This window comes from Pseudomonas sp. JDS28PS106 (assembly GCF_036706555.1).
Lineage (GTDB): Bacteria > Pseudomonadota > Gammaproteobacteria > Pseudomonadales > Pseudomonadaceae > Aquipseudomonas.
Genome location: NZ_JBAJGT010000005.1, coordinates 160064 through 187015, shown reverse-complemented (window position 1 = coordinate 187015; position 26952 = coordinate 160064). Strand labels below are relative to the sequence as shown.

32 protein-coding genes are annotated in these 26952 nt (G+C 60.2%); 20 read left to right on the top strand and 12 right to left on the bottom strand.

Annotated features, from left to right (window positions below; all coding sequences use genetic code 11):
• Positions 1 to 49 precede the first annotated feature (49 nt).
• Genes TRP66_RS10200 through TRP66_RS10180 form a run of 5 tightly spaced genes read left to right on the top strand, consistent with a single transcriptional unit; the run spans position 50 to position 3085 of the window.
• Positions 50 to 445, top strand: coding sequence for a FagA protein (locus TRP66_RS10200; RefSeq protein ID WP_333401506.1), 396 nt, complete (start codon positions 50 to 52; stop codon positions 443 to 445).
• Positions 438 to 1814 (top strand): class II fumarate hydratase, encoded by a 1377-nt coding sequence (locus TRP66_RS10195; protein WP_333401505.1) that lies wholly within the window; start codon positions 438 to 440, stop codon positions 1812 to 1814. The genes TRP66_RS10200 and TRP66_RS10195 overlap by 8 nt, the downstream gene beginning before the upstream one ends.
• Before the next feature lie 31 nt (positions 1815 to 1845).
• Positions 1846 to 2307, top strand: coding sequence for a tetratricopeptide repeat protein (locus TRP66_RS10190; RefSeq protein ID WP_333401504.1), 462 nt, complete (start codon positions 1846 to 1848; stop codon positions 2305 to 2307).
• A gap of 1 nt (position 2308) precedes the next feature.
• Positions 2309 to 2920 carry a superoxide dismutase gene (locus TRP66_RS10185; RefSeq protein ID WP_333401503.1) on the top strand — a complete coding sequence of 204 codons (612 nt, stop codon included), beginning with the start codon at positions 2309 to 2311 and terminating at the stop codon, positions 2918 to 2920.
• A 27-nt stretch (positions 2921 to 2947) separates the two neighbouring features.
• Entirely contained in the window at positions 2948 to 3085 is a 138-nt protein-coding gene (locus tag TRP66_RS10180; protein ID WP_333401502.1) for a hypothetical protein, read from the top strand.
• 99 nt (positions 3086 to 3184) lie between these two features.
• Here the strand turns inward: TRP66_RS10180 and TRP66_RS10175 are convergent, their stop codons facing one another.
• From TRP66_RS10175 to TRP66_RS10130, 10 genes are all read right to left on the bottom strand, one after another.
• Positions 3185 to 3457, bottom strand: coding sequence for an HPr family phosphocarrier protein (locus tag TRP66_RS10175; RefSeq protein ID WP_333401501.1), 273 nt, complete (start codon positions 3455 to 3457; stop codon positions 3185 to 3187).
• A 15-nt stretch (positions 3458 to 3472) separates the two neighbouring features.
• Positions 3473 to 4330 carry an RNase adapter RapZ gene (gene rapZ / locus TRP66_RS10170; RefSeq protein WP_333401500.1) on the bottom strand — a complete coding sequence of 286 codons (858 nt, stop codon included), beginning with the start codon at positions 4328 to 4330 and terminating at the stop codon, positions 3473 to 3475.
• 2 nt (positions 4331 to 4332) lie between these two features.
• The gene (ptsN, locus tag TRP66_RS10165) at positions 4333 to 4797 is read right to left on the bottom strand and encodes a PTS IIA-like nitrogen regulatory protein PtsN (protein ID WP_333401499.1); all 465 of its coding nucleotides are present in this window, start codon (positions 4795 to 4797) and stop codon (positions 4333 to 4335) included.
• Positions 4798 to 4810: 13 nt separating this feature from the next.
• A complete protein-coding gene (hpf, locus tag TRP66_RS10160) occupies positions 4811 to 5119 on the bottom strand; it encodes a ribosome hibernation-promoting factor, HPF/YfiA family (protein WP_333401498.1) in 309 nt (102 codons plus the stop codon).
• 73 nt (positions 5120 to 5192) lie between these two features.
• Complete coding sequence (locus TRP66_RS10155) at positions 5193 to 6689, bottom strand: RNA polymerase factor sigma-54 (RefSeq protein ID WP_333401497.1); 1497 nt, start codon at positions 6687 to 6689, stop codon at positions 5193 to 5195.
• 168 nt (positions 6690 to 6857) lie between these two features.
• Complete coding sequence (gene lptB, locus TRP66_RS10150; protein ID WP_333401496.1) at positions 6858 to 7583, bottom strand: LPS export ABC transporter ATP-binding protein; 726 nt, start codon at positions 7581 to 7583, stop codon at positions 6858 to 6860.
• A complete protein-coding gene (lptA, locus tag TRP66_RS10145) occupies positions 7584 to 8129 on the bottom strand; it encodes a lipopolysaccharide transport periplasmic protein LptA (RefSeq protein ID WP_333401495.1) in 546 nt (181 codons plus the stop codon).
• Positions 8116 to 8688, bottom strand: a complete 573-nt coding sequence (gene lptC / locus TRP66_RS10140; protein ID WP_333401755.1) for an LPS export ABC transporter periplasmic protein LptC — start codon at positions 8686 to 8688, stop codon at positions 8116 to 8118. Before lptC ends, lptA begins: the two co-directional genes overlap by 14 nt.
• Before the next feature lie 26 nt (positions 8689 to 8714).
• Positions 8715 to 9254 carry a 3-deoxy-manno-octulosonate-8-phosphatase KdsC gene (kdsC, locus tag TRP66_RS10135; RefSeq protein ID WP_333401494.1) on the bottom strand — a complete coding sequence of 180 codons (540 nt, stop codon included), beginning with the start codon at positions 9252 to 9254 and terminating at the stop codon, positions 8715 to 8717.
• A complete protein-coding gene (locus TRP66_RS10130; RefSeq protein ID WP_333401493.1) occupies positions 9254 to 10228 on the bottom strand; it encodes a KpsF/GutQ family sugar-phosphate isomerase in 975 nt (324 codons plus the stop codon). Before TRP66_RS10130 ends, kdsC begins: the two co-directional genes overlap by 1 nt.
• A 299-nt stretch (positions 10229 to 10527) precedes the next feature.
• Between TRP66_RS10130 and TRP66_RS10125 the strand changes: the two genes are divergently transcribed.
• From TRP66_RS10125 to hisC, 10 genes are all read left to right on the top strand, one after another.
• Positions 10528 to 11337: an ATP-binding cassette domain-containing protein gene (locus TRP66_RS10125; RefSeq protein WP_333401492.1), complete on the top strand. Its 810-nt coding sequence runs from the start codon at positions 10528 to 10530 to the stop codon at positions 11335 to 11337.
• Positions 11337 to 12134, top strand: coding sequence for a lipid asymmetry maintenance ABC transporter permease subunit MlaE (gene mlaE, locus TRP66_RS10120; protein ID WP_333401491.1), 798 nt, complete (start codon positions 11337 to 11339; stop codon positions 12132 to 12134). Before TRP66_RS10125 ends, mlaE begins: the two co-directional genes overlap by 1 nt.
• Positions 12134 to 12601 carry an outer membrane lipid asymmetry maintenance protein MlaD gene (mlaD, locus tag TRP66_RS10115; protein WP_333401490.1) on the top strand — a complete coding sequence of 156 codons (468 nt, stop codon included), beginning with the start codon at positions 12134 to 12136 and terminating at the stop codon, positions 12599 to 12601. Before mlaE ends, mlaD begins: the two co-directional genes overlap by 1 nt.
• A gap of 10 nt (positions 12602 to 12611) precedes the next feature.
• Positions 12612 to 13265 (top strand): MlaC/ttg2D family ABC transporter substrate-binding protein, encoded by a 654-nt coding sequence (locus tag TRP66_RS10110; protein ID WP_333401489.1) that lies wholly within the window; start codon positions 12612 to 12614, stop codon positions 13263 to 13265.
• Complete coding sequence (locus TRP66_RS10105) at positions 13262 to 13567, top strand: STAS domain-containing protein (protein ID WP_333401488.1); 306 nt, start codon at positions 13262 to 13264, stop codon at positions 13565 to 13567. Before TRP66_RS10110 ends, TRP66_RS10105 begins: the two co-directional genes overlap by 4 nt.
• Before the next feature lie 115 nt (positions 13568 to 13682).
• Positions 13683 to 13922: a BolA family protein gene (locus tag TRP66_RS10100; RefSeq protein ID WP_125831612.1), complete on the top strand. Its 240-nt coding sequence runs from the start codon at positions 13683 to 13685 to the stop codon at positions 13920 to 13922.
• A gap of 22 nt (positions 13923 to 13944) precedes the next feature.
• Positions 13945 to 15210: a UDP-N-acetylglucosamine 1-carboxyvinyltransferase gene (gene murA, locus TRP66_RS10095; RefSeq protein WP_333401487.1), complete on the top strand. Its 1266-nt coding sequence runs from the start codon at positions 13945 to 13947 to the stop codon at positions 15208 to 15210.
• Positions 15211 to 15297: 87 nt separating this feature from the next.
• Entirely contained in the window at positions 15298 to 15933 is a 636-nt protein-coding gene (gene hisG, locus TRP66_RS10090) for an ATP phosphoribosyltransferase (protein ID WP_333401486.1), read from the top strand.
• A gap of 123 nt (positions 15934 to 16056) precedes the next feature.
• Complete coding sequence (gene hisD / locus TRP66_RS10085; RefSeq protein ID WP_333401485.1) at positions 16057 to 17403, top strand: histidinol dehydrogenase; 1347 nt, start codon at positions 16057 to 16059, stop codon at positions 17401 to 17403.
• A gap of 1 nt (position 17404) precedes the next feature.
• Positions 17405 to 18457, top strand: coding sequence for a histidinol-phosphate transaminase (hisC, locus tag TRP66_RS10080; RefSeq protein ID WP_333401484.1), 1053 nt, complete (start codon positions 17405 to 17407; stop codon positions 18455 to 18457).
• Positions 18458 to 18485: 28 nt separating this feature from the next.
• Here hisC and algW read toward each other — a convergent pair whose 3' ends face one another.
• The gene (gene algW / locus TRP66_RS10075) at positions 18486 to 19661 is read right to left on the bottom strand and encodes a Do family serine endopeptidase AlgW (RefSeq protein ID WP_333401483.1); all 1176 of its coding nucleotides are present in this window, start codon (positions 19659 to 19661) and stop codon (positions 18486 to 18488) included.
• A 111-nt stretch (positions 19662 to 19772) separates the two neighbouring features.
• Between algW and TRP66_RS10070 the strand changes: the two genes are divergently transcribed.
• The 4 genes from TRP66_RS10070 (at position 19773) to TRP66_RS10055 (ending at position 24447) form a co-directional block, all read left to right on the top strand.
• Entirely contained in the window at positions 19773 to 20531 is a 759-nt protein-coding gene (locus tag TRP66_RS10070) for a Nif3-like dinuclear metal center hexameric protein (protein WP_333401482.1), read from the top strand.
• A 157-nt stretch (positions 20532 to 20688) separates the two neighbouring features.
• Positions 20689 to 21606 carry a sulfate adenylyltransferase subunit CysD gene (gene cysD, locus TRP66_RS10065; protein WP_025261761.1) on the top strand — a complete coding sequence of 306 codons (918 nt, stop codon included), beginning with the start codon at positions 20689 to 20691 and terminating at the stop codon, positions 21604 to 21606.
• Positions 21607 to 21724: 118 nt separating this feature from the next.
• Entirely contained in the window at positions 21725 to 23623 is a 1899-nt protein-coding gene (gene cysN, locus TRP66_RS10060; RefSeq protein ID WP_333401481.1) for a sulfate adenylyltransferase subunit CysN, read from the top strand.
• Between the two features lie 251 nt (positions 23624 to 23874).
• Positions 23875 to 24447: a hypothetical protein gene (locus TRP66_RS10055; protein WP_333401480.1), complete on the top strand. Its 573-nt coding sequence runs from the start codon at positions 23875 to 23877 to the stop codon at positions 24445 to 24447.
• A 1268-nt stretch (positions 24448 to 25715) separates the two neighbouring features.
• Here the strand turns inward: TRP66_RS10055 and TRP66_RS10050 are convergent.
• Entirely contained in the window at positions 25716 to 26150 is a 435-nt protein-coding gene (locus TRP66_RS10050; RefSeq protein WP_333401479.1) for a YhcB family protein, read from the bottom strand.
• Positions 26151 to 26295: 145 nt separating this feature from the next.
• Between TRP66_RS10050 and TRP66_RS10045 the strand changes: the two genes are divergently transcribed.
• Positions 26296 to 26925, top strand: a complete 630-nt coding sequence (locus TRP66_RS10045; protein WP_333401478.1) for an alpha/beta hydrolase — start codon at positions 26296 to 26298, stop codon at positions 26923 to 26925.
• The last annotated feature ends 27 nt before the right edge of the window (positions 26926 to 26952 follow it).

The following is a 26952-nucleotide window of genomic DNA, read 5'->3' as shown; positions in this document are numbered from 1 at the left end:
TTCTCGATCTCATTCAATAATGAATATCATTTATGGATGAGGAAAGGTCATGGGATCGAGGGTGCAGGAGCTGCCTTACCTTGAGAACTGGCGCGGGCTGGGTCTGCGGATTCGCTGCGCGCTGGAGCCGGACGAGCCGCGGCTGATCCAGCATTACCTCGCCGAAGGTCGCTACCTCGCACGCTTCACGGCAACGCCGCCTGTCCTCATTGCTGAAACCACTTTCCGCCTGCTGCTGTCCACCGCCAGGGATACGGCTCTGCCGTGGCACTGGCGATGTCTGTGCCTGGACGAAGCCTGGCGACCGCTGCGCGACGTCAAGTCGCTGGCCGTAAGCCCGGCGCGCCGGCAGCGCTGGCAGGCTTGCGAGCGAGAACTGGCCACCTGCGTTTTGCAGCCTTCGATTTCCCTCTCTGAACTGGTGCAAGGACAATCCAATGAGTAATACCCGTATCGAACGTGACAGCATGGGCGAGCTGCAAGTACCGGCCGACGCCCTGTACGGCGCGCAGACCCAGCGGGCGGTGGATAACTTTCCGATCAGTGGGCAACGCATGCCGCGTCAGTTCATCCGCGCGCTGTTGTTGGCAAAAGCGGCCGCCGCTCAAGCCAACCTGGAGCTGGGGCAGATCTCGGAAGGGCAGAGTCATGCGATTGTCGCCGTCGTGAAGGAGTTGCTGGCCGGCGACTTCATGACCCATTTTCCGGTGGACGTGTTCCAGACCGGCTCCGGCACCAGCACCAACATGAACGCCAACGAGGTCATTGCGACCCTCGCCAGCCGCCATCTGGGCGAGAAAGTCGATCCGAACGACCACGTCAATTGCGGACAGAGCAGCAACGACATCATCCCGACAACCATCCATGTGAGTGCAGCCCTGGCCTTGCATGAGCAGCTGTTGCCGGCGCTCGAACACCTCATTCAGGCCACCGAGTTCAAGGCCGAGCAGGTGCACGGTTTCGTCAAGACCGGGCGTACTCACTTGATGGACGCCATGCCGGTACGCATGAGTCAGGTGCTCAATGGCTGGACCCAGCAGATCCGCGCCAATGTCGAGCATTTGCAGGCGCTGCAACCCAGTCTTCAGGCGCTGGCGCAAGGCGGCACGGCGGTCGGTACCGGGATTAACGCCCATCCCGACTTTGCCAGCCGTTTCTGCAGCCACTTGAGTGCGCTGGGCAATCTGCAATTCAGCCAGGGCAAAGATCTGTTTGCTCTGATCGGCTCTCAGGACACTGCCGTTGCGCTGTCCGGTCAGCTCAAGGCCACCGCGGTTACGCTGATGAAGATCGCCAACGATCTGCGCTGGATGAACTCAGGCCCCTTGGCGGGGCTGGGTGAGATTGAGCTGGAGGCCCTTCAGCCCGGTTCCTCGATCATGCCCGGCAAGGTGAACCCGGTAATCCCGGAAGCCACCGCCATGGTCGCAGCGCAGGTGATCGGCAATGACGCGGCGATCACCGTGGCCGGTCAGTCAGGCAATTTCGAACTGAACGTGATGCTGCCCATCATCGCTCAGAATCTGCTGAGCAGCCTGGAACTGCTCGCCAATGCAAGCAAGCTGCTGGCCGACAAGGCCATCGCCAGCTTCAAGGTCAACGAAGCCAAGCTCAAGGAGGCGCTGGCGCGCAATCCGATTCTGGTCACGGCGCTGAACCCGATCATCGGCTATCAGAAAGCCGCCGAAATCGCCAAGCAGGCCTATCGCGAAGGCCGCCCGATCATCGATGTAGCACTGGAAAACACCGACCTGCAACGCAGTCAGCTGGAGGCGTTGCTCAACCCCGAGAAACTGACCGCGGGCGGCATCTGAACGAGCCGGCCCGCGCCTGTGGAGGTATGTCATGCAGCAGTGGAAACGCACGATCGAACAAGCCAATCGCTGTTTCAATCGCGGCGAATGGGTCGAGGCCCGCGAGCTGTATCTCCAGGCGCTGGCGCTGGCGCAGGTTCTGTTCGAACGCTGGCCCGACCCCGATGAGGCGGTCGCGGCCTGCATCATTTCCTATCACAACCTGGCGGATCTGCACTTGAGCCTGGGTCAGCCGGAGGAGAGCGCCGAATACCTGTGCGCCGTCCACCAGCGACTGCTGCAGGCCATACAGGACGAGCGTCTGCAACCGGCGTTACGTCAGGCCGCGCTGCGTCACAGCAACAAGACCTACTCTGAACTACTCGGCTTCATCAGCGAACACGGCGAATACCCACGCACCCACCGGCTATTGAGCAGCAACGGCGATCATTCCCGCTCGACCCTGCGAGACAGTCCGGCAGCCACTTCCGGCTTTTCCTACGGAGTACATTGACATGCCATATACCCTGCCTGCATTGCCCTACGCCTACGATGCGCTGGAACCGCACATCGATGCGCAGACCATGGAAATCCATTACACCAAGCACCACCAGACTTACATCAACAACCTCAACGCAGCGGTGGAAAACACCGAGTACGCCGAGTGGCCGATCGAGAAGCTGGTGTCCAGCGCTCACAGCCTGCCTGAAAACATTCGTGGCCCGGTCATCAACCAGGGCGGCGGTCATGCCAACCACTCTCTGTTCTGGACAGTGATGTCCACCACCGGCGGTGGTCAGCCTGAGGGTGCGCTGGCCCAGGCCATTGACGAGCAGCTGGGCGGCTTCGAGAAATTCAAGGAAGCGTTCACCAAGGCTGCGCTCTCGCGCTTCGGCAGTGGCTGGGCGTGGCTGAGCGTGACGCCTGAAAAACAATTGGTCATCGAGAGCACCGGCAACCAGGACAGCCCACTGATGAACGGCAACACGCCGGTCCTTGGGCTGGACGTCTGGGAGCACGCTTACTACCTGCGTTACCAGAACCGTCGTCCCGAGTACATCAACGCGTTCTATAACGTGGTGAACTGGGAAGAAGTATCCCGGCGTTATCAGGCCGCGCTGGCCTGATTTTTTCGACCGAGGACAGGCTTGCCCATGCGTTCGGAGACTTATGCGCTCAGGAGTGTAAGGCTATTCCGGCTGGCTATCGGAGTGACTCTGTTGCTGGCCGGACTGGTGCTGCTGCTGGCGCGAGGAATGGAGTGGCTCGGTCTGCAGCCCCATCTGCTCTGAGCGCTGTCGGGCGGCGCGGTTTTTGTCTGATGATCGATACCGCGCTGGTCTGGCCTTCAGGTGGCGGCGCCGGGCTCACACATATCCGCCACGGACTGCCTACTCGCCCTCGTCGAACTTGTTGTCGATCAGCTCGACCAGCCCGTCCAGTGCGGCCTGTTCATCATCGCCTTCGGTGGAAAGGTGCAGCTCGGTGCCTTTGCCCGCAGCCAGCATCATCACGGCCATGATGCTTTTGCCATCGACCATGCTTTCAGGGGTGCGACCCACGCGAATCTGGCAGGGAAACTTGCCTGCGACGCCTACGAACTTCGCCGCCGCGCGCGCGTGCAGTCCCAGTTTGTTGATGATGGTGATTTGTCGAGCGGGCATCGCGGTGGAGATCCTTCAGCTGAGGTCGCGGTGGCGGACCTGGACGTTCTTGAGCGACTGCTGCAGAACCTGGCCCAGGCGTTCGGTCAGGTATACGGAGCGGTGGTGTCCGCCGGTACAGCCGATTGCAATAGTCACATAGGAGCGGTTACTGGCCGCGAAACGGGGAAGCCATTTGTTCAGGTAGGCGGAAATGTCCTGGAACATTTCCTCGACGTCCGGCTGTGCTGCCAGGTAATCGATCACAGGCTGTTCCAGCCCTGAATGGTCCCGCAGTTCCGGTTTCCAGTAGGGGTTGGGCAGACAGCGGACGTCAAAGACGACGTCGGCATCCACCGGCATGCCGCGCTTGAAGCCGAACGACTCGACGAGGAATGCCGTGCCCGGCTCCGGCTTGTTCAACAGGCGGAGCTTGAGGGTGTCGCGCAACTGGTAGAGGTTCAGATGCGTGGTGTTGATCTTCAGATCGGCCAGATCGGTGATCGGCCCCAGCAAGGTGCTCTCGTCGCGGATCGCCTCGGCCAGCGAGCGATCCGAAGTGCTCAGCGGATGACGCCGCCGGGTTTCGGAAAACCGCTTGAGCAGCGTGGCTTCGTCGGCGTCCAGGTAGAGAACGTCACAGCGGATGTTGCGTGCGCGAACTTCCGCCAGCATCAGTGGAAAGCGGGTGAGATGGCTGGGCAGGTTGCGGGCGTCTATGGAAACCGCCAAGAGGGGCTCGGCCAGCTCGGTCGTGATCAGTGCGCGTTCGGCCAGTTCCGGCAGAAGGCCGGCTGGAAGATTGTCCACACAGTAGAAACCGTTGTCTTCCAGCACGTCCAGCGCGGTGCTTTTACCGGAACCCGAGCGACCGCTCACGATGATCATGCGCATGATCAGCGGCCGTTCTGCACGTCCAGCACCACTTGATAAAGCGTTTCACCGCTTTGGGCACTGCGTAGGCGGTCGCGCACGTCGGCGCGGTCGAGCATACTGGCTATCTGGCGCAGCAGCTCCAGGTGCTCATCGGTGGCAGCCTGGGGGACCAGCAGCACGAACAGAAGGTCGACCGGCGCTCCATCGATGGCGTCGAATTCAACAGGAGCATCGAGATGTATCACCGCACTGACCGGTGCGGCGCAGTCAGGCAGGCGGCAATGGGGAATGGCGATACCGTTGCCAAACCCGGTGGAACCGAGCTTTTCACGGGCTACGAGGCTTTCGAATACCGTTTGCGAATCCATGTCCGGCACTTCGCGCCCGATCAGGTTGGCAATGGTTTCGAGGACACGCTTTTTGCTGCCTCCCGGCACGTTCACCAGGGAACGGCCGGGGGTCAGTATGTTTTCAAGTCGGATCATGTGAATAGTAGTGTCAGCGAGCGGTCGCACCTTTGAGGATGTTCTGCTGCTTTTCCTTATGCTTGAGCAATTGTCTGTCCAGCTTGTCTGTCAGCAGGTCGATGGCTGCATACATGTCGTCGTGCTCGGCATTGGCAACGACTTCTCCACCTGGGATGTGCAGGGTGGCTTCCACCTTCTGCTTCAGCTTCTCGACCGTCATGATGACCTGAACGTTGGTAATCTTGTCGAAATGTCCTTCGAGCTTGCGGAGCTTGAGCTCCATGTACTCTCGCAGAGGCTGGGTCACTTCCAGTTGGTGTCCACTGATGTTGACTTGCATACAGCTTTCTCCTTTGCCAGTGCATATAGAGGCGGGAAGAACCCGCCGCTGGAACGCTGTGGCGCGGCCTGCATCACATCAGTCGCTTTCGCTCGCTGGACGGTGCGATCCCGAGGGATTCGCGGTATTTGGCGACTGTGCGGCGGGCTACTTGAATGCCTTGTGCCTCCAGTAAACCAGCGATCTTGCTATCACTCAACGGCTTTTTCTGATTTTCAGCGGCAACCAGTTTCTTGATGATCGCGCGGATCGCCGTGGATGAGCATTCGCCTCCCTCGGAAGTGCTTACGTGGCTGGAGAAGAAGTATTTCAGCTCGTAAATGCCCCGGGGCGTGTGCATGAATTTCTGGGTGGTGACGCGCGAAATCGTCGACTCGTGCATGCCTACCGCTTCGGCGATGTCATGCAGAACCAGCGGTTTCATGGCTTCATCGCCGTACTCCAGGAAGCCGCGCTGGTGCTCGACGATCTGGGTCGCGACTTTCATGAGAGTTTCGTTGCGGCTTTGCAGGCTCTTGATGAACCAGCGAGCCTCCTGCAACTGATTGCGCATGAAAGTGTTGTCGGCGCTGGTGTCGGCACGACGGACGAAGCCTGCGTACTGAGGATTGACTCGCAGCCGGGGCACCGACTCCTGATTGAGCTCCACCAGCCAGCGCTCGTTGTCCTTGCGCACGATCACGTCAGGAATGACGTACTCGGGTTCGGTCGACTCGATCTGCGAGCCGGGCCGCGGGTTGAGGCTCTGGACCAGCTCGATGACCTGGCGAAGCTCGTCTTCCTTGAGCTTCATGCGCCGCATCAGCTGTGAATAGTCGCGACTGCCCAGAAGATCGATGAAGTCGGTGACCAGGCGCTGGGCTTCGGCCAGCCAGCGAGTCTTGGCAGGGAGCTGACGCAGTTGCAGCAACAGGCACTCGCCCAGATTGCGCGCGCCAATGCCGGCCGGCTCGAACTGCTGAATGCGATGCAGGACGGCTTCGACTTCATCGAGCTCGACATCCAGTTCCGGATCGAACGACTCGACGATTTCATCCAGTGTTTCGTCCAGATAGCCCTGGTTATTGATGCAGTCGATGAGCGTGACGGCGATCAGCCGGTCCTTGTCGGACATGGGCGCGACGTTGAGCTGCCACAGCAGATGGCTCTGCAGGCTTTCGCCCGCCGAGGTGCGGGTCGTGAAATCCCACTCGTCATCATCGTTGCCGGGCAGGCTGCTGGCGCTGGTCTGGTAGACGTCTTCCCAGGCGGTATCGACCGGCAGCTCGTTGGGAATGCGCTCGCTCCATTCACCGTCTTCGAGGTTGTCCACGGTGGACGTCGTGGACTCCTGGAAGGTCGGCTCGGGAATTTCCGCGGCGGGCGCCTGCTCGATATTGTCGGCCAGTGGATCGGACGTATCGAAATCGTCGCCTTCTTCCTGGCGTTCCAGCATAGGGTTGGATTCCAGCGCCTCCTGGATTTCCTGCTGGAGATCCAGAGTCGACAGCTGGAGCAAGCGGATGGCCTGTTGCAGCTGAGGCGTCATCGTCAGCTGCTGGCCCATTCTCAAGACTAGCGATGGTTTCATGGCAGGGGCTTAACACCTTATTCGCCGGCGCACATGCGCCATCCACTACAGAGCGCCGAAGCGCCATCACAAGCAAATTATATGCCTGAAACCTAAAGCTTTGCCTAGAGCGTCGTGACAAATAAAAAGTTGTCAAGCCCCTCAAGCGAGAAGGGCACTCCAGAGCTGTTACAGACGGAATTCGTGGCCGAGGTAAACCTCTTTCACCAGCTGGTTGGCCAGAATGGTTTCGGCATTGCCTTCGGCGATCAGCTGTCCGTCGTTGACGATGTAGGCGGTTTCGCAGATATCCAGGGTTTCACGGACGTTGTGGTCGGTGATCAGCACGCCGATCCCCTTGGCCTTGAGGTGGTGGATGATCTGTTTGATGTCGCCGACCGAGATCGGATCGACGCCCGCGAACGGTTCGTCCAGCAGGATGAATTTTGGTGCGGTAGCCAGCGCCCGCGCGATCTCGACCCGGCGACGCTCGCCGCCGGACAGGCTCATGCCGAGGTTGTCGCGGATGTGCGTGATGTGGAATTCCTGCAACAGGCTTTCCAGCTCCTTGCGGCGCGCGGCGGTATCGAGCTCCTTGCGGGTCTCGAGAATCGCCATGATGTTGTCCGCCACCGACAGCTTGCGGAAGATGGAGGCTTCCTGAGGCAGATAGCCAATGCCGGCGCGAGCGCGGCCGTGCATGGGCTGATGACTGACGTCCAGGTCGTCGATCAGGACGCGGCCCTGATCCGCCTGCACCAGTCCGACGATCATGTAGAAGCAGGTGGTCTTGCCGGCGCCGTTGGGGCCGAGCAGGCCGACGATCTGACCGCTTTCGATGGACAGGCTCACATCGCGCACGACCTGGCGGCTCTTGTAGCTCTTGGCCAGATGCTGGGCTTTAAGCGTCGCCATTTACTGGGCCTTCTGCGGTTGTTCGGATTTTTTCTTAGGCTGGATGACCATGTCGATACGCGGACGCGGCGCAGTCACCTTGGTGCCACTGGCGCGGCCGGCGCTGACGATCTGACGAACCGTGTCGTAGACGATTTTCTCGCCTTCGGACGTATTGCCGTCGTTGATCACCTTGGCCTTGTCGATCAGGACGATACGATCCTGGGCCGCGTAGTACTGGATGGTCACGGCGTAGGCCTGCACGATCGGCTTGTCCACCGACGGTTTCTGCTCGTAATAGGCCAGATTACCCACGGAGGTGAACACATCGACTTCACCTTGGGCATTACGGGTGATGGTCACGGTGTTGCCGGTGATCTTCATCGAACCCTGGGTGATGATGACGTTGCCCTTGTAGGTCGCAACGCCGCGCTTGTCATCGAGCTGGGCATCATCGGACTGGATGTGGATCGGCTGATCGCGGTCCGTCGGCAGGGACCAGGCGCTCGCGCTTCCCAGTGCTGCGCTCAGGCCGAGCAAGAAAGGAAGGGTTTTAACGAGCCTCATACTGTCCTCTTACGTTGGACAGCAGGTCCATCCTGCCGTCGTTCAAATACGCTTTCATTCCCTTGGCCGTGGTCGCACCGCCGGCCGCGTCGATTTTAACGACTTGCTCGGTCTGCGCATATTGCTTCTGCGGGAATACGGTCATGCGACTACTGGTGATGATAGTCGTACGTTTCTTTTCGTCGGTTCGGGCGATGCGAACCGAGTCGATCAATTCGACTTCGGTGCCGCCTGGCGACACTTCGCCCCGCTTGCTTTGAACGTGCCAAGGGAACAGCGTTCCGCGGTACATTTGCAGGTCGGGAGTGGTTAGCAGGGTCACGTCGGTGGCCTTGACGTGCTCGACCTTGTCAGCGGTCATCTCGTATTGCAGCTTGCCGTCCGGCAGGTACTGCACGCTGCGCGCATTGAGCGCGTAATAGTCGATCGCAGCCTCGTCGCCGCTGACGGCCGGCTGGTCCATGAAGCTTTCCGGGCTGACGTTCCAGTATCCGGCGGCCGCCACCAGAAGGGCGATGCTGCCGAAAACCAGAAACTTGCGGATCTTTTTACTGAACAACATAGTGGGCTCTGTATGGTCGGCTTCTATAGATAAGCGGCGTTGGCCGCTTCCAGATTGCCCTGAGCGCTCAGAATCAGTTCGCAGAACTCGCGCGCGGCACCTTCACCGCCTCGCGCCTGGGTCACCCCGTCGGCATGCTGGCGCACGAAGCTGGCGGCGTTGGCGACCGCCATGCCCAGCCCCACGCGGCGAATGACCGGCAGGTCCGGCAGATCGTCGCCCAGGTAAGCGACCTGCTCGTAGGTCAGGCCGAGTGTAGCGAGTAATTGATCGAGTACCACCAGCTTGTCTTCGCGTCCTTGAAACAGATGCGCGATGCCGAGGTTTTTCGCCCGACGTTCGACGACCGGCGACTTGCGACCGCTGATGATGGCCGTGGTAACGCCCGACGCGATCAGCGTCTTGATGCCGTGTCCGTCCAGCGTGTTGAAGGTCTTGAACTCGCTGCCGTCTTCCAGGAAATACAGGCGGCCGTCGGTCAGCACGCCATCAACATCGAATACCGCCAGCTTGATCGGCCTGGCGCGTTGCATCAATTCTTCGGTCATCGGGATACCTTCCATTACATGACGCCTGCGCGCAAGAGATCCTGCAGATTGAACGCCCCGACAGGGCGGTCTTCGCGGTCGACGACGATCAGCGCGCTGATCTTCGAATCTTCCATGATCTTCAGGGCTTCGGCGGCCAGCATTTCGGGGCGCACGGTCTTGCCGTGCACGGTCATGACTTCATCGATGGCACTTTGACGGATGTCCAGCGGACGGTCGAGCGTGCGGCGCAGGTCGCCGTCCGTGAAGATGCCTGCCAGCTTACCATCCGTTTCGACGATCGCAGTCATTCCCAGGCCCTTGCGGGTCATTTCCAGCAGAGCGTCGCGCAATGGCGTGCCACGCTGGACCACCGGGAGGGCGTCTCCGCTGTGCATGACGTTCTCGACCTTGAGCAGCAGGCGGCGCCCCAGCGCGCCACCGGGGTGCGAGAACGCGAAGTCCTCGGCCGTGAAACCGCGAGCTTCCAGCAGTGCCACTGCCAGGGCGTCTCCCATCGCCAGCGCGGCGGTCGTGGAGGACGTCGGCGCGAGATTGAGCGGGCAGGCTTCATGCTCCACGCCGACGTTGAGATTCACGTCGGCCGCTTTTGCCAGCGTCGATTCCGGATTGCCGGTCAGGCTGATCATCTTGATGCCCAGGCGCTTGATCAGCGGCAGCAGCGTGACGATCTCGCTGGTGGTGCCCGAATTGGACAAGGCCAGGATGATGTCGTCGCGAGTGATCATGCCCATGTCGCCATGGCTGGCTTCGGCGGGATGCACGAAGAACGACGTGGTGCCGGTGCTCGCCAGCGTCGCGGCGATCTTGTTGCCGATATGCCCCGACTTGCCCATGCCTACGACCACGACCCGTCCGGTGCTGGCCAGAATCATTTCGCACGCTCGCACGAAATCCGTGTCGATATGAGCGAGCAAACCGTTGATCGCTTCGATTTCGAGACGGATGGTGCGCTGAGCAGATTGAATCAGGTCGCTGGATCGAGTCATGGGTTTGAACGGTCAGGCTGCTAAAAGGCGGGGATTATAGCGGTAATGAGCGATTCACTCACCTCTGATCGTCGCAGTTTTCGTCGACGACGGTCGAATTCCGGGTCGTATGCGCCACGGGTCGGGATATTGCTGATAGCCATCACACAACCGTATCGGATATTCATCGGCGTTCGGGTTCTCTTCTTGGGTGGCCTCTCATCGAATGATATAGTTCGCCGCTTGTTCGGCCCGCCCGGACGACGCGGGCCCGGAATGGTCGGTGTTCAGGCGGCGGAGCCGCATCGCAAGGAGTTTAGATGAGTGCCGATGACGCCTACGCGGTCGAGTTGAAAGGACTTTCCTTCAAACGAGGGACGCGCAGCATTTTCAATAATGTCGATATTCGTATTCCGCGCGGGAAGGTGACCGGCATCATGGGGCCTTCCGGCAGCGGCAAGACGACCCTGCTGCGTCTGATGGGCGCGCAGTTGCGTCCCAGTGCCGGCCAGGTGTGGGTCAATGGCCAGAACCTGCCCGAACTGTCGCGCGGTGATCTGTTCGATGCCCGCAAGCAGATGGGCGTGCTGTTCCAGAGCGGTGCGTTGTTCACCGACCTGGATGTCTTCGAAAACGTGGCCTTTCCGCTGCGGGTGCATACCGAGCTGCCGGAAGACATGATCCGCGACATCGTTCTGCTCAAGCTGCAGGCGGTAGGCCTGCGCGGGGCGGTGGAACTGATGCCGGACGAACTGTCGGGCGGCATGAAGCGCCGGGTGGCGCTGGCCCGCGCCATCGCCATGGATCCCCGGATTCTGATGTACGACGAGCCGTTCGTCGGTCAGGACCCTATCGCCATGGGCGTGCTGGTTCGCCTGATCCGTCTGTTGAACGACGCGCTGGGCATCACCAGTATCGTCGTATCCCATGACCTCGGCGAGACGGCGAGCATCGCCGACTACCTGTATGTCGTGGGTGACGGGCAAGTGCTGGGGCAGGGCACGCCTCAGGAACTGATGAGTTCGGACAACCCGCGCATCCGCCAATTCATGACCGGCGAGCCGGACGGCCCCGTGCCATTCCATTATCCGGCGCCGGATTTCCGCGAAGCTCTGTTGGGGAAGCGCTGATGCGCAGAAAGTCATTGATGGACCGCGTTCGCCTGCTGGGGCGTTCGGCTCTGGACATCGTCACCGTACTTGGACGTTCAGGGTTGTTTCTGGGCCATGCGTTGCTGGGTCGCGACGGGATCGGCGGCAGCTTCCAGCTGCTGGTCAGGCAGTTGTACTCCGTTGGCGTAATGTCGCTGGTCATCATCGTGGTGTCGGGGATGTTCATCGGCATGGTGCTGGCGCTTCAGGGTTATAGCATCCTGACCAAGTACGGTTCCGAGCAGGCAGTCGGGCAGATGGTTGCCTTGACACTGCTGCGCGAGCTGGGGCCAGTGGTAACCGCACTGCTGTTCGCCGGCCGTGCCGGGTCGGCGCTGACCGCCGAAATCGGCAACATGAAATCCACCGAGCAATTGTCGAGCCTGGAAATGATCGGTGTCGACCCGCTCAAATACATCGTCGCGCCGCGTCTGTGGGCCGGGTTCATCTCGTTGCCGGTTCTGGCGATGATCTTCAGCGTGGTCGGCATCTGGGGCGGCTCGTGGGTCGCCATCGACTGGCTGGGCGTCTACGAAGGTTCGTTCTGGTCGAACATGCAGAACAGCGTGTCTTTTCAGGGCGATGTGCTCAATGGGGTGATCAAGAGCGTCGTATTCGCTTTCGTGGTGACCTGGATCGCCGTGTTCCAGGGATATGACTGCGAACCCACTTCCGAAGGGATCAGCCGTGCCACGACCAGGACGGTCGTCTATGCATCGCTGGCCGTGCTGGGCCTGGACTTTATTCTGACCGCCTTGATGTTTGGAGATTTCTGATGCAAAACCGCGCCATCGAAACCGGGGTCGGCCTTTTCCTGCTGGCCGGCATACTGGCCCTGTTGCTGCTGGCGCTGAAGGTCAGCGGCCTGACCACCAGTGCAGCCAACGACAGCTATAAACTTTACGCCTATTTCGACAATATCGCCGGTTTGACTGTCAGAGCCAAGGTAAGCATGGCGGGCGTCACGATCGGCAAGGTGACCGCGATCGATCTGGATCGCGATACCTTCACCGGTCGTGTCACCCTGGAAATCGAAAAGAAGGTCGATAACCTGCCTTCCGATTCCACTGCGTCGATCCTGACGGCGGGCCTGCTGGGTGAAAAATATGTGGGTATCAGCGTCGGCGGCGACGATGCGCTGCTCAAGGATGGCGCGACCATCCATGACACTCAGTCGTCGCTGGTGCTGGAAGACCTGATCGGTAAATTCCTGCTCAATACAGTGAGTAAAGACGCCAAGTGAGGAGCTTCAAATGATCTCTATTCTGCGCCGTGGCCTGCTGGTATTGCTGGCTGCCCTGCCACTGATGGCCAATGCGGCGGCCGCCACCTCCGCCCATGACCTGGTGGATCGCACCACCAAGGAATTGCTGAGCGACCTGGAACAAAACAGAGCGCAGTACAAGGCTAATCCAAGCGCTTTCTATGATGCATTGAACCGTATCGTGGGTCCTGCCGTGGATGCCGACGGCATCTCGCGCAGCATCATGACGGTCAAGTACTCCCGCAAGGCGACCCCTGAGCAGATGCAGCGCTTTCAGGAAAACTTCAAGCGCAGCCTGATGCAGTTCTACGGCAATGCCTTGCTCGAATACAACAACCAGGGCATTACCGTATCGCCTGCCAAGGATGAAGGCGCCGACCGCACGAGCGTGGAAATGCAGGTCAAGGGCAACAACGGCGCGGTCTACCCTGTGTCCTACACCCTGGAGAAAATCTCGGGCGAGTGGAAAGTGCGCAACGTGATCATCAACGGCATCAACATCGGCAAGCTGTTCCGTGATCAGTTCGCCGACGCCATGCAGCGCAATGGCAACGATCTGGACAAGACCATCGATGGTTGGGCCGGTGAAGTCGCCAAGGCCAAGCAGACCACCGATGATGCTGCCCAGAAGGCGACGCAATGAGCGAGTCCGCGGTCCGTCTCGCGGGGCCGGGCGAGCTGAGGCTGGTCGGTGTGCTGGATTATCGTACCGGCCCCGAGCTTCGCAAGCAGGGCGCCGCGTTGATCAAGGCGGGTGAGCTGCGGGAACTGACGCTGGACTGCTCCGGAGTCGAGAAATCCAGCAGCGTCGGCCTGGCCCTGGTGCTGGCGTTCATGCGCGACGCCAGCGAAGCCGGCAAGTCGATTCGGGTGCAGTCGCTGCCCGACGACATGCGCAAGATTGCCCAAGTGTCCGGTCTGAGCGAGTTGCTGGACATCCATTAACAAGGTCGTGACAGAAAAGCCCTTTGTCTGGCGCCCCGAGGTCGGGGTTCGCATAGCAAGGGCTTTTTTGTATGATGGCCGACCCGCGCGCGTCCGGCGCCGATCGAGGTTAAGCATGCAGGCTGTAGAAGTTAAGAGCTTCCTTGAAGGAAAGCTGCCCGAAATCAAGGTGGAAGTCGAAGGCGAAGGCTGCAACTTCCAGCTGAACATTATCAGTGACGAGCTGGCCAGCCTGAGTCCTGTCAAGCGTCAGCAACAGATTTATGCCCATTTGAACCCTTGGATCGCCGATGGCAGCATCCACGCGGTCACTATGAAATTCTTCAGCCGCGCTGCCTGGGCCGAGCGCACCTGACCAAATTGGTGTCGAGATTCTAATGGATAAACTGATTATTACCGGCGGTGCTCGTCTCGATGGCGAAATCCGCATTTCCGGCGCGAAGAACTCGGCGCTGCCGATTCTTTCCGCGACCCTGCTGGCCGATGGCCCGGTCACCGTTCAGAACCTGCCGCACCTGCACGATATCACCACCATGATCGAGCTGTTCGGTCGCATGGGTATCGAGCCGATCATCGACGAGAAGCTGAGCGTCGAGATCGATCCACGCACCATCAAGACGCTGGTTGCGCCGTACGAACTGGTCAAGACCATGCGTGCGTCGATCCTGGTGCTGGGGCCGATGGTCGCCCGCTTCGGTGAGGCGGAAGTCGCGCTGCCGGGTGGCTGCGCTATCGGTTCGCGTCCGGTCGATCTGCACATCCGCGGTCTGGAAGCCATGGGCGCGATCATCGATGTCGAAGGCGGCTACATCAAGGCCAAGGCTCCGGAAGGCGGCCTGCGTGGCGCGACCTTCTTCTTCGATACCGTCAGCGTGACTGGTACCGAGAACATCATGATGGCCGCCGCGCTCGCCAAGGGCCGCAGCGTTCTGCAGAACGCCGCGCGCGAGCCGGAAGTCGTCGACCTGGCGAACTTCCTCATCGCCATGGGCGCGAAGATCCAGGGCGCCGGCACCGATACCATCACTATCGATGGCGTCGAGCGTCTGGGGTCGGCCACCTACAAGGTGATGCCCGACCGTATCGAAACCGGCACTTACCTGGTCGCTGCCGCCATCACCGGCGGGCGCGTCAAGGTCAAGGACACCGATCCGACCATTCTCGAAGCTGTACTGCTCAAGCTTCAGGAAGCCGGCGCGGAAGTCACGACCGGCAACGACTGGATCGAGCTGAACATGCACGGCAAGCGTCCCAAGGCGGTCAACGTGCGCACCGCGCCGTACCCGGCGTTCCCGACCGACATGCAGGCCCAGTTCATCTCGCTCAATGCCGTAGCCGAAGGCACTGGCGCCGTGATCGAGACCATCTTCGAAAACCGCTTCATGCACGTGTATGAAATGCACCGCATGGGCGCGCACATCCAGGTCGAGGGTAATACCGCGATCGTGACCGGTACCGAGAGCCTCAAGGGCGCGCCCGTCATGGCGACCGACCTGCGTGCGTCGGCCAGCCTGGTCATTTCGGCTCTGGTGGCCGAGGGCGACACCCTGATCGATCGCATTTACCACATCGATCGTGGCTACGAATGCATCGAGGAGAAGCTGCAGATGCTGGGCGCGAAGATTCGTCGCGTTCCGGGCTAGGACTGTAGCGAATAGGCCGCCGCGCTCGCTCGGGCGCGCGCGGCTTGCGTCACGACAAGAGTTTCCTGATAAGGACTTACGTTTTCCATGTTGACCATCGCATTGTCCAAGGGCCGTATCCTTGACGACACGCTGCCGCTTCTCGCCGAAGCGGGCATCGTGCCGACCGAGAATCCGGACAAGAGCCGCAAGCTCATCATTCCCACGACCCAGCCGGACGTCCGTCTGCTGATCGTGCGTGCCACCGACGTACCGACTTACGTCGAGCACGGCGCCGCCGACCTGGGCGTAGCGGGCAAGGATGTGCTGATGGAGTACAGTGGTCAGGGCCTCTATGAGCCGCTGGACCTGCAGATTGCCAAGTGCAAGCTGATGACCGCTGGCGCCGTCGGTGCTGTCGAGCCGAAAGGACGCCTGCGCGTGGCGACCAAGTTCGTCAACGTTGCCAAGCGTTACTATGCCGAGCAGGGCCGTCAGGTCGATATCATCAAGCTGTACGGCTCGATGGAACTGGCGCCGCTGATCGGCCTGGCCGACAAGATCATTGATGTCGTGGACACCGGCAACACCCTGCGCGCCAACGGCCTTGAACCGCAGGAACTGATCGCGACCATCAGCTCGCGTCTGGTGGTCAACAAGGCATCCATGAAAATGCAGCACGCCCGCATCCAGGCGCTGATCGACACCCTGCGCAAAGCAGTGGAGTCGCGACACCGCGGCTGATCTGATCACGCGACCTTGAGTCGCGTCCAGCTATCCGTGTCATAGCCAGATTTCTCAGGTGCCTGCGCGGATAGCTTGGTAGCTTTAGGCTCCTGAGCATCCGCCAATTACCGAGGCCCCGCTATGACCGCTTCCACTGCAATACGCCGACTCGATGCCGCTGATCCGGATTTCGCCCGACATCTGGATCATCTGTTGAGCTGGGAAAGTGTGTCCGACGACTCGGTCAATCAGCGGGTCCTCGACATCATCAAGGCCGTACGCGAGCGCGGTGACGCGGCGCTGGTGGAGTTCACCCAGCGTTTTGACGGTCTGCAGGCCGCTTCAATGGCAGACCTGATCCTGCCGCGTGAACGACTCGAACTGGCGCTGACCCGCATCAGTTCCGCGCAACGCGAAGCGCTTGAAAAGGCCGCCCAGCGCGTGCGCAGCTATCACGAGAAGCAGAAGCAGGACTCCTGGAGCTACACCGAAGCCGATGGCACGGTGCTGGGCCAGAAAGTCACGCCGCTGGATCGCGCCGGCCTGTATGTGCCGGGCGGCAAGGCGTCGTATCCTTCATCGGTGCTGATGAACGCCATTCCCGCCAAGGTGGCGGGCGTGAACGAGGTCGTGATGGTCGTGCCGACTCCGCGCGGCGAGATCAACGAGCTGGTACTGGCCGCAGCCTGCATCGCGGGCGTCGACCGGGTGTTCACCATCGGCGGAGCCCAGGCGGTTGCCGCGCTTGCCTATGGCACCGAAAGCGTTCCGCAGGTCGACAAGGTGGTCGGTCCTGGCAACATCTATGTGGCAACAGCCAAGCGTCACGTGTTCGGTCAGGTCGGGATCGACATGATTGCCGGACCGTCCGAAATTCTCGTGGTGTGCGACGGACAGACCGATCCGGACTGGATCGCCATGGACCTGTTTTCCCAGGCCGAGCACGACGAGGATGCCCAGGCGATTCTGGTCAGCCCGGACGCTGCGTTTCTCGATCAGGTGGCGCAAAGCATCGCCAGGTTGCTGCCGACCATGGATCGCGCCGCTATCGTCGAAACATCGATCAACGGCCGCGGCGCCCTGATCAAGGTGGCCGACATGCAGCAGGCCATCGAAGTCGCCAACCGCATCGCGCCGGAACACCTTGAACTGTCGGTCGCCGATCCGGAGGCCTGGTTGCCGCAGATTCGCCACGCCGGGGCGATTTTCATGGGTCGTCACACCTCCGAAGCGCTGGGCGATTACTGCGCGGGCCCCAACCACGTGTTGCCGACCTCCGGCACCGCGCGCTTCTCGTCGCCGCTGGGTGTCTACGACTTCCAGAAGCGCTCTTCCATCATCTACTGCTCGCCTCAGGGCGCGTCCGAACTGGGCAAGACCGCTTCGGTACTGGCCCGCGGCGAATCCTTGAGCGGTCACGCGCGCAGCGCCGAGTACCGCATCACCGATCCGGACTGGACCCTCGTCGACACCAAGGAAAACAGCTGATATGAGCAAATTCTGGAGCCCTTTCGTCAGCCGCCTGGTGCCTTACGTGCCGGGCGAGCAGCCCAAGCTGACGCGGTTGATCAAGCTCAACACCAATGAAAATCCCTATGGCCCTTCGCCCCGTGCCATCGAGGCGATGCGTGCCGCGCTGAACGACGACCTGCGTTTGTATCCCGATCCGAACAGCGACCAGCTCAAGCAGGCGGTAGCTGGCTACTACGGTGTGGAAAGCAACCAGGTGTTCGTCGGCAACGGCTCCGACGAAGTCCTGGCGCACATCTTTCACGCGCTGTTCCAGCACGACAAACCGCTGCTGTTCCCGGATATCAGCTACAGCTTCTACCCGGTCTATTGCGGCCTGTACGGCATCGATCATGAGGCCGTTCCGCTGGACGAGCAGTTCCAGATTCGTGTCGAGGACTATTCGCGGCCGAACGGCGGGATCATCTTCCCCAACCCGAATGCACCGACCGGCTGCCTGCTGCCGCTCGAAGCAGTTGCGCGTATCGTCGAGTCGAACCCGGAATCGGTCGTGGTGGTGGACGAGGCTTATATCGATTTTGGTGGCGAGACTGCGATCAAGCTGGTCGACCGCTATCCGAACCTGCTGGTCACCCAGACACTGTCCAAGTCGCGTTCACTGGCGGGCCTGCGGGTCGGTCTGGCGGTCGGGCATCCGGACCTGATCGAAGCGCTGGAGCGGGTCAAGAACAGCTTCAACTCCTACCCGCTGGACCGTCTGGCGAACGTGGGTGGCGCGGCAGCCTTCGAAGATCGCGATTATTTCGAGTCGACCTGCAAGGCCGTGATCGAGAGCCGCGAAGTGCTGGTCGGGCAATTGCAGGCCAAGGGCTTCGAGGTGCTGCCGTCGGCGGCCAACTTCATCTTCGCCCGTCATCCGAAGCATGACGCGGCCGGACTGGCGGCCAAAGTGCGCGAGCACGGCGTGATCGTGCGCCACTTCAAGCAGGAAAGAATCGCCCAGTTCCTGCGCATCAGCATCGGTACGCCCGAGCAACACGAAGCGTTGCTCGAAGCGTTGGGCGAACTCTGAGGTCAATGCCCCCACGGGGGCATTTTCTTTAGCGAGCGGCGGGTGCCGACGCCGGAGCGGGCGCGGCGGGTGCCGGCGGTGGACGCATGCCGACTTCGGCGTTCAGGCGAAGCTCCTTGCCATTGCGCATCACGTCGATCGCGATCTTGTCCTTGGGTCGCGTGCGGGCCACCTGGTTCATCGAGCGGCGCCCGTCGCCGGCCGGCTCGCCGTTGATGCTCAGGATCACGTCACCCAGTTGCAGGCCGGCCTTCTGCGCCGGACCATCGCGGAAAATGCCCGCCACCACGATCCCCGGCCGGTCCTTGAGGCCGAACGACTCGGCCAGTTCCTGGGTCAAGGGTTGCACTTCGATCCCCAGCCAGCCACGAATCACCTGACCGTGCTCGATGATCGATTTCATGACATCCATCGCCAGCTTGGTCGGAATCGCAAAACCGATCCCTTGGGAACCGCCGGACTTGGAAAAGATGGCCGTGTTGATGCCCGTCAGGTTGCCGCTGGCATCCACCAGGGCGCCGCCGGAGTTGCCGGGGTTGATTGCCGCGTCGGTCTGGATGAAGTCTTCGTAGGTATTCAGGCCGAGCTGGTTACGCCCGGTCGCGCTGATAATGCCCATGGTTACCGTCTGACCGACGCCGAACGGGTTACCGATCGCCAGTGCAACGTCGCCGATGCGAATCGCGTCCGAGCGCGCAATGGTGATCGCCGGCAGGTCCTTGAGATCGATCTTGAGGACCGCCAGATCGGTTTCCGGGTCGTTGCCGATGACCCGGGCGATGGTTTCCCGACCGTCCTTGAGCGCGACCACGATCTGATCGGCCCCCGTGGTGACGTGGTTGTTGGTCAATAGATAGCCTTCGGGGCTCATGATCACGCCCGAACCCAGACTCGACTCCATGCGCTTCTGTTTAGGCGCGTTGTCGCCGAAAAAGCGTCGGAATTGAGGATCTTCGAAGAGCGGATTGTTGCCCTTGTTGATCATCTTGGTGGTGTAGAGATTGACCACGGCCGGCGCGGCGGCACTGACCGCATCGGCGTATGAGGAAGGGCCTTGCAGGATGTTGGTGGGTTGGGGGGCCTGTTGCAGATTGACGTCGAGTCTGGGCAACCCGACCCATTCTGGAAAACGCTGAATAACCAGCAGGGCGATTAGCACACCGACCAGCAACGGCCAGCCGAAAAAGCGCAGTGCCTTGAACATTGAGCAAGTCCTGAGAGTGGCAGGCGCGAAATTATTTGTGACAGGCGCGCCATAATGGCGGGCATTATACGAGTACAAAGCAGCTCTGAACTGCATATTTAGGAGTCTTTTATGGCTGTTGCCCTGAGCACCCTGGTCGAAGAAGCCGACCGCTATCTCAACAGTGCGCAGATCCAGGATTACTGCCCGAACGGCTTGCAGGTCGAGGGCCGTCCGCAGGTGATGAGAATCGTCAGCGGCGTCACTGCCAGTCAGGCGCTGCTGGACGCGGCGGTCGAGGCGCAGGCGGATCTGATCCTGGTTCACCATGGCTATTTCTGGAAGGGTGAGAACCCTTGCGTGACCGGTATGAAACAGCGCCGGCTCAAGACCTTGCTCAAGCACGATATCAGCCTGCTGGCTTACCATCTCCCGCTCGATGTGCATCCGGACGTCGGTAACAACGTGCAACTTGCGCGTCAGCTGGACATCACCGTCGAAGGGCCGCTGGACCCGGACAATCCGCGCGTCGTGGGCCTGGTCGGTTCGCTGGCCGAGCCGATGACGCCTCGTGACTTTGCCCGGCGAGTGCAGGAAGCATTGGGCCGCGAGCCACTGCTTGTAGAGGGCAGTCAGATGATTCGTCGGGTCGGCTGGTGCACCGGCGGTGGGCAAGGCTATATCGATCAGGCGATCCGCGAAGGGGTCGATCTGTTCATCAGCGGCGAAGCCTCGGAGCAGACTTTCCACAGCGCTCGCGAAAACGATGTCAGCTTCATCGCCGCGGGCCACCATGCCACCGAACGCTACGGCGTACAGGCACTGGGCGACTACCTGGCAAGGCGTTTCGCGGTGGAGCACATCTTCATCGACTGCTCGAATCCGATCTGAGCGTCCAAACATGTCGGCATATCGATAGATCGTTTCGATATAGCGGGCGCGCTGATCTGCGTGTCTCCGGCATGATAAAGTGCCCGGCTCGAACACGGCCCGCTGGCCGCCCCGGGCTTGCGCCCGGTCCATAACGAACTGCAATCCGTGAGTACCCATGGTCGACAAACTGACGCATCTGAAACAGCTGGAGGCGGAGAGCATCCACATCATCCGCGAGGTCGCCGCCGAGTTCGATAACCCGGTGATGCTGTACTCGATCGGCAAGGATTCGGCCGTGATGCTGCACCTGGCGCGCAAGGCCTTTTTCCCAGGCAAGCTGCCGTTTCCGGTCATGCACGTGGACACGCGCTGGAAATTCCAGGAAATGTATCGTTTCCGCGACAAGATGGTCGAGGAGATGGGCCTGGACCTGATCACCCACGTCAACCCCGATGGTGTGGCGCAGGGCATCAACCCGTTCACCCACGGCAGCGCCAAGCACACCGACATCATGAAGACCGAGGGCCTCAAGCAGGCACTGGACAAGCATGGTTTCGACGCAGCCTTCGGCGGCGCCCGCCGCGACGAGGAAAAGTCCCGGGCCAAGGAACGTGTCTATTCCTTCCGCGACAGCAAGCACCGCTGGGATCCGAAGAACCAGCGTCCCGAGCTGTGGAACGTCTACAACGGCAACGTCAACAAGGGCGAATCGATTCGCGTATTCCCGCTGTCGAACTGGACCGAGCTGGACATCTGGCAGTACATCTATCTCGAAGGCATCCCGATCGTACCGCTGTATTTCGCGGCCGAGCGCGACGTGATCGAGAAGAACGGCACGCTGATCATGATCGACGACGACCGGATCCTCGAGCATCTGACCGACGAGGAAAAGGCGCGCATCGTCAAGAAGAAGGTGCGTTTCCGTACCTTGGGCTGCTACCCGCTGACCGGTGCCGTCGAGTCGGAAGCCACCAGCCTGACCGACATCATTCAGGAAATGCTGCTGACGCGGACTTCCGAGCGCCAGGGCCGGGTCATCGACCACGACGGCGCCGGCTCCATGGAAGAGAAGAAACGCCAGGGCTATTTCTAAGCGGCAAGTGCATGGCTCCGGGCTGCGGCCCGAAGCTCACTTGAATTAACAGATTTTCTGACTGGTTGTACGCCGACAAGCTTGCCCCTTGAAGCTTACAGCTTGGAGCTTTAACGCTATGAGTCACCAATCCGATTTGATCAGCGAGGACATCCTCGCCTATCTGGGCCAGCACGAACGCAAGGAAATGCTGCGCTTCCTGACCTGCGGCAACGTCGATGATGGCAAGAGCACCCTGATCGGGCGCCTGCTGCACGACTCCAAGATGATCTATGAAGATCACCTGGAAGCCATAACCCGCGACTCGAAGAAATCCGGCACCACTGGCGAAGAGGTTGACCTCGCCTTGCTGGTGGACGGCCTGCAGGCCGAGCGTGAGCAGGGCATCACCATCGATGTCGCGTATCGTTATTTCTCCACCGCCAAGCGCAAGTTCATCATCGCCGACACCCCCGGCCATGAGCAGTACACGCGCAACATGGCGACCGGCGCGTCGACCTGCGATCTGGCGATCATTCTGGTCGACGCCCGTTATGGCGTGCAGACCCAGACCCGCCGCCATAGCTATATCGCCTCGCTGCTGGGCATCAAGCACATTGTGGTCGCCATCAACAAGATGGACCTCAACGGCTTCGACGAAAGCGTGTTCGAGTCGATCAAGGCCGACTATCTGAAGTTCGCCGAAGGTCTGGCGTTCAAGCCGACCACCATGGCATTCGTTCCGATGTCGGCGCTCAAGGGCGACAACGTCGTGAACAAGAGCGAGCGCTCGCCCTGGTACACCGGCCAGTCGCTGATGGAAATCCTCGAAACCGTCGAAATCGCCAGCGATCGCAACTATGCGGACCTGCGTTTCCCGGTGCAGTACGTCAATCGCCCGAACCTGAACTTCCGTGGCTTCGCCGGTACGCTGGCCAGCGGTATCGTGCGCAAGGGTGATGAAGTCGTTGCCCTGCCATCGGGCAAGGGCAGCCGTGTGAAGTCCATCGTCACCTTCGATGGCGAGCTGGAGCACGCAGGCCCCGGCCAGGCTGTCACCCTGACGCTCGAGGACGAGATCGACGTGTCCCGTGGCGACCTGCTGGTGCATGCCGACAATGTTCCACAGGTCAGCGACGCCTTCGACGCCATGCTGGTGTGGATGGCTGAAGAGCCCATGCTGCCGGGCAAGAAGTATGACATCAAGCGCGCTACCAGCTATGTGCCCGGCTCGATTGCCAGCATCACCCATCGTGTGGATGTGAACACGCTGATCGAAGGGCCGGCGAGCTCGCTGCAGCTCAACGAGATCGGACGCGTCAAGATCAGCCTCGACGCGCCCATTGCGCTGGATGGCTACGAGAGCAACCGCACGACCGGCGCCTTCATCGTCATCGACCGCCTGACCAATGGAACCGTTGCGGCTGGCATGATCATCGCCAGGGCGACCGGTGCCGGCGGCTCGAATCATCATGGCGAGTCGGCGCATGTTTCGACCGAGGAGCGCGCCCAGCGCTTCGGCCAGCAACCGGCGACCGTGCTGTTCAGCGGCTTGTCTGGCGCTGGCAAGAGCACTTTGGCTTATGCGGTCGAGCGCAAACTGTTCGACATGGGCCGGGCAGTCTACGTGCTGGATGGCCAGAATCTGCGTCAAGACCTGAACAAGGGTCTGCCACAGGACCGTGCCGGCCGCGCCGAGAACTGGAGCCGTGCGGCGCATGTCGCTCGCCAGTTCAACGAAGCCGGCTTGATGACCCTGGCGGCGTTCGTCGCGCCGGATGCCGAAGGCCGCGAACGCGCCAAGGCACTGATCGGCGCCGACCGCCTGCTGACCGTCTACGTCCAGGCATCGCCAAGCGCCTGCCGCGAACGTGACCCGCAAGGCCTGTATGCCGCCGAGGGCGACAACATCCCTGGCGAGTCCTTCCCGTATGACGTGCCGCTGAATGCCGATCTGGTGATCGACACCCAGACGTCGAGCGTGGAAGAGGGCGTCAAGCAAGTGCTGGAACTGCTGCGCAGCCGCGGCGCGATCTGATCGCAACGCTGCTGAAAGCCCCGCCCGGACAAGCGTCCGGGCGGGGCTTTTTTATGATCAGTTGGTTCAAGTGAGATATGACGTTGTACTGCGTCATCGTTCGTCGCGGGCAAGCGCGCTCCTACAGCTGTAGGAGCGCGCTTGCCCGCGACCATGTTCGATCATTTTCGGGGTGGTGAATATATAACGCACATGCGGAAGTGGACGGTGATTGTCTGAGTGCTCAAGCCACTTGCTTTCGAGGCAATCAAATGAGCATTAAATACTCGTCGTTTCTAAATAGCGGCTCCTCGATCTTGCCGCCTAATCAAATGCTGACCGCTGGGCAGTTTCTTCTTTCGCCTAATGGCAGATTTCGTCTGGATCTTCACAGCGACGGGAATCTGGTTATCAAAGACCATGGTGCGATCGTCTGGGTCGCTGACGGGAATCAGGCTCATAGCAGTACGCTCTCCACAAAAATCAAAGGCGCACCTTGGCTGGTCGTCAGCAACAGTGGATTCCTGTACGACCCGGCGAGAAAACGTTTATGGCTTGCCCGCAGCACGGATACCCTTGACAAGTCTTATCGGTATCACAGTCACATGTCTATCCAGGATGACGGGAATTTAGTCATTTATGACGGCCGCGCGGGAGAGCTGCGCTGGGCTCGTTTTGGTTTCGAACCTGGGCGATCACAGTCCAAAACAATAGACTCAAGGTTTTGTTTAAAACTCCAGAACAGACTATATACAGGTTTGACTTGTTCTAGTTCCAGTAGCGTTGAAGTGTCAGTGCCTTTCGCAATGCGGATGAAATTGTGTGCTTTCGCATTTAAAGCTTAGGCGCTCATCTGCTTTGCGAAGCTCGATGATGTAGCAGTCCTCAGAGCAATCGCCGGACACGCATCCCGACAAAGTCAGGCAGGCCACTATAAATATGCTTCGCATAATGTTGATTCTACGTTCTGGATGATTTCGGAAAAGGCGTCTCAACGATTGACAGGGCAATCCGGATGATAGGAATCCATGTCGCACTTGTATTTGAGAGGAAGGTTTGTGGTCCCATACCAATAGCAGTTCTTGATGCAGTCTCCCGCCACACAGCCTGCCAGCAACAGGCAGCTCAACATTATTTTCAGCACTTTCATGAGTGTCCTCCTTGGTTGCGCTGAGAATAGAGGCGAGCATCAAGGGTTGGCAGGTTGTGTGGTCCGCAAAAACTGTAGGAGATTTCTGGTTGACGCTCAGGTCGGGCGCGATGGAGTGCACGAATCCACGATCTTTGTCGTCTGGCTGACGGGAATCTGGTTATCAAAGACCATGGTGCGATTGTCTGGGTCGCTGATGGGAATCAGCCTCATAGCAGTACGCTTTCCCGGAAACCGAAAGGCGCACCGTGGCTGGTGGTGAGCAAGAGTGCATTTCTCTACGATCCCGCGAGGTCCAGGCTTTGGATTGCTGAGAGCACTCACACCAGAGACAAGTCCTACTGGTATCACAGCTATATGTCGATGCAGGATGACGGGAACCTGGTTATCTACGATGGTCGCAATGGCGATCTCCTGTGGGCTCGCTTTGGGTTTCAGCCGGGGCGGACTAAATTGAAAAGGTCGCCGATATGGGGGCCTTATCCCGTGTGGATACACAAGTTCTGAATTGCATCAAAGCTGTACTGGGCAGTCAGATCTCATTGGGTCCATGTTGCATTTGTGCAGAAGCTCAAGATCTTGTTTGCCCCAGATATAGCAGTTATTGACGCAGTCTCCCGACACGCATCCAGACAGCAACAGGCAGCTCAACACTATTTTCAGCACTTTCATGAGTGTCCTCCTTGGTTGCGCAGAGAATAGAGGCGAGCATCAAGGGTTGGCAGGTTGTGTGGTCCCTAAAGACTGTAGGAGATTTCTGGTTGACGCTCAGGTCGGGCGCGATGGATGCACGGATCCACGATCTTTATCGTCTGGCCACTGGTTTCGCGGCTGAAGCCGCTCCTACGGTTGCGTAGGGCTTGTAGGAGCGGATTTATCCGCGAAGCGGTGGAGATGACGACGGCAATGAAAAAGCCCGCCCTCCAGAGCGGAGGGCGGGCTTTTCGGGTGGCGGGTCCGGCGTTATTTCTTCAAGCCGTAATGCTCGTCAAGCATGCCTGGGGTATTAGGCGACTTCGGCGCGTAATCCTTTGGCGCTTCGGTGTCGCGAGGCGGTGTCAGGCGGTCGCGGGGCGCGGTGTTGGCGTCCGGGTGCAGCGCTGCCAGCAGGCGCTGGCGGGTCATTTCGTCGAGAGCCAGGTGATTGGCGCCATCGGCGAGGTGCTTTTGTACGTCGTGATAGCTTTGCGACAGTTTCTGGACCAGGTTAGCCGTGCTGTTGAAGTGAGTGACCACCTCGTTCTGATAGGCATCGAAACGCTCCTGAATGTCATCCAGCTGGCGCTGGGTGCTGTTCGGAACGGTGTTGGGCAGCAGACGTGCGACCAGGAAGCCAATGACGACACCGGCGACCAGGGCGAGGGTCGGCAACAACCAAACTAAGAGCGAGTGTTCCACGAGTCCTTCCTCTATAAACGGCTTTGCTTTACGTTAACGGCTCGAACCTGCGCTGTATACCCGCGACGCGTCGTTGATATGCCAGCCACAGACATTCAGCTAGACGAGTCGACCCATTTCGAGGTCACGGAGTTCTATTTTGCCCATGCGTGAGACCCCCGTTTTTATCGATGGCCCCGAGGGCCAGCTTGAAGCGCTGTACCAGGACGTGCCGGATGCCCGGGGTGTCGCCCTGATTTGCCATCCTAACCCGATTCAGGGTGGGACCATGCTCAATAAAGTGGTCTCGACGTTGCAGCGTACCGCGCGCGACCAAGGGCTGATCACCTTGCGTTTCAATTACCGGGGCGTGGGCGCCAGTGCCGGTGTTTCCGTGGCCGGCCCCGGCGAGATCGACGACGCTCAGGCTGCGGCGAAGTGGCTGCGGGATCAGCAACCCGACCTGCCTATGACCCTGTTCGGCTTTTCCTTCGGCGGTTACGTGGCGGCCAATCTGGGCGGTCGGCTGGAAGCGCAGGGCGAGCAACTCACCCACCTGTTCCTGGTGGCGGCCGCTGCCTCGCGCTTGCAGGATCACAGCGTATTGCCCGACAACTGCCCGCTGACCGTCATCCAGCCGGAAAGCGACGAGGTCATCGATCCGCAGACGGTCTACGACTGGTCCGCTGCGCTGCAACGCCCCCATGAGCTGCTGAAAGTGGCAGAATGCGGACACTTTTTTCACGGCAAGCTCACCGACCTGAAAGAACTGGTCGTGCCACGCCTCTCGAACTGATTGCAGCACCTGGATAAGCGACCCGCC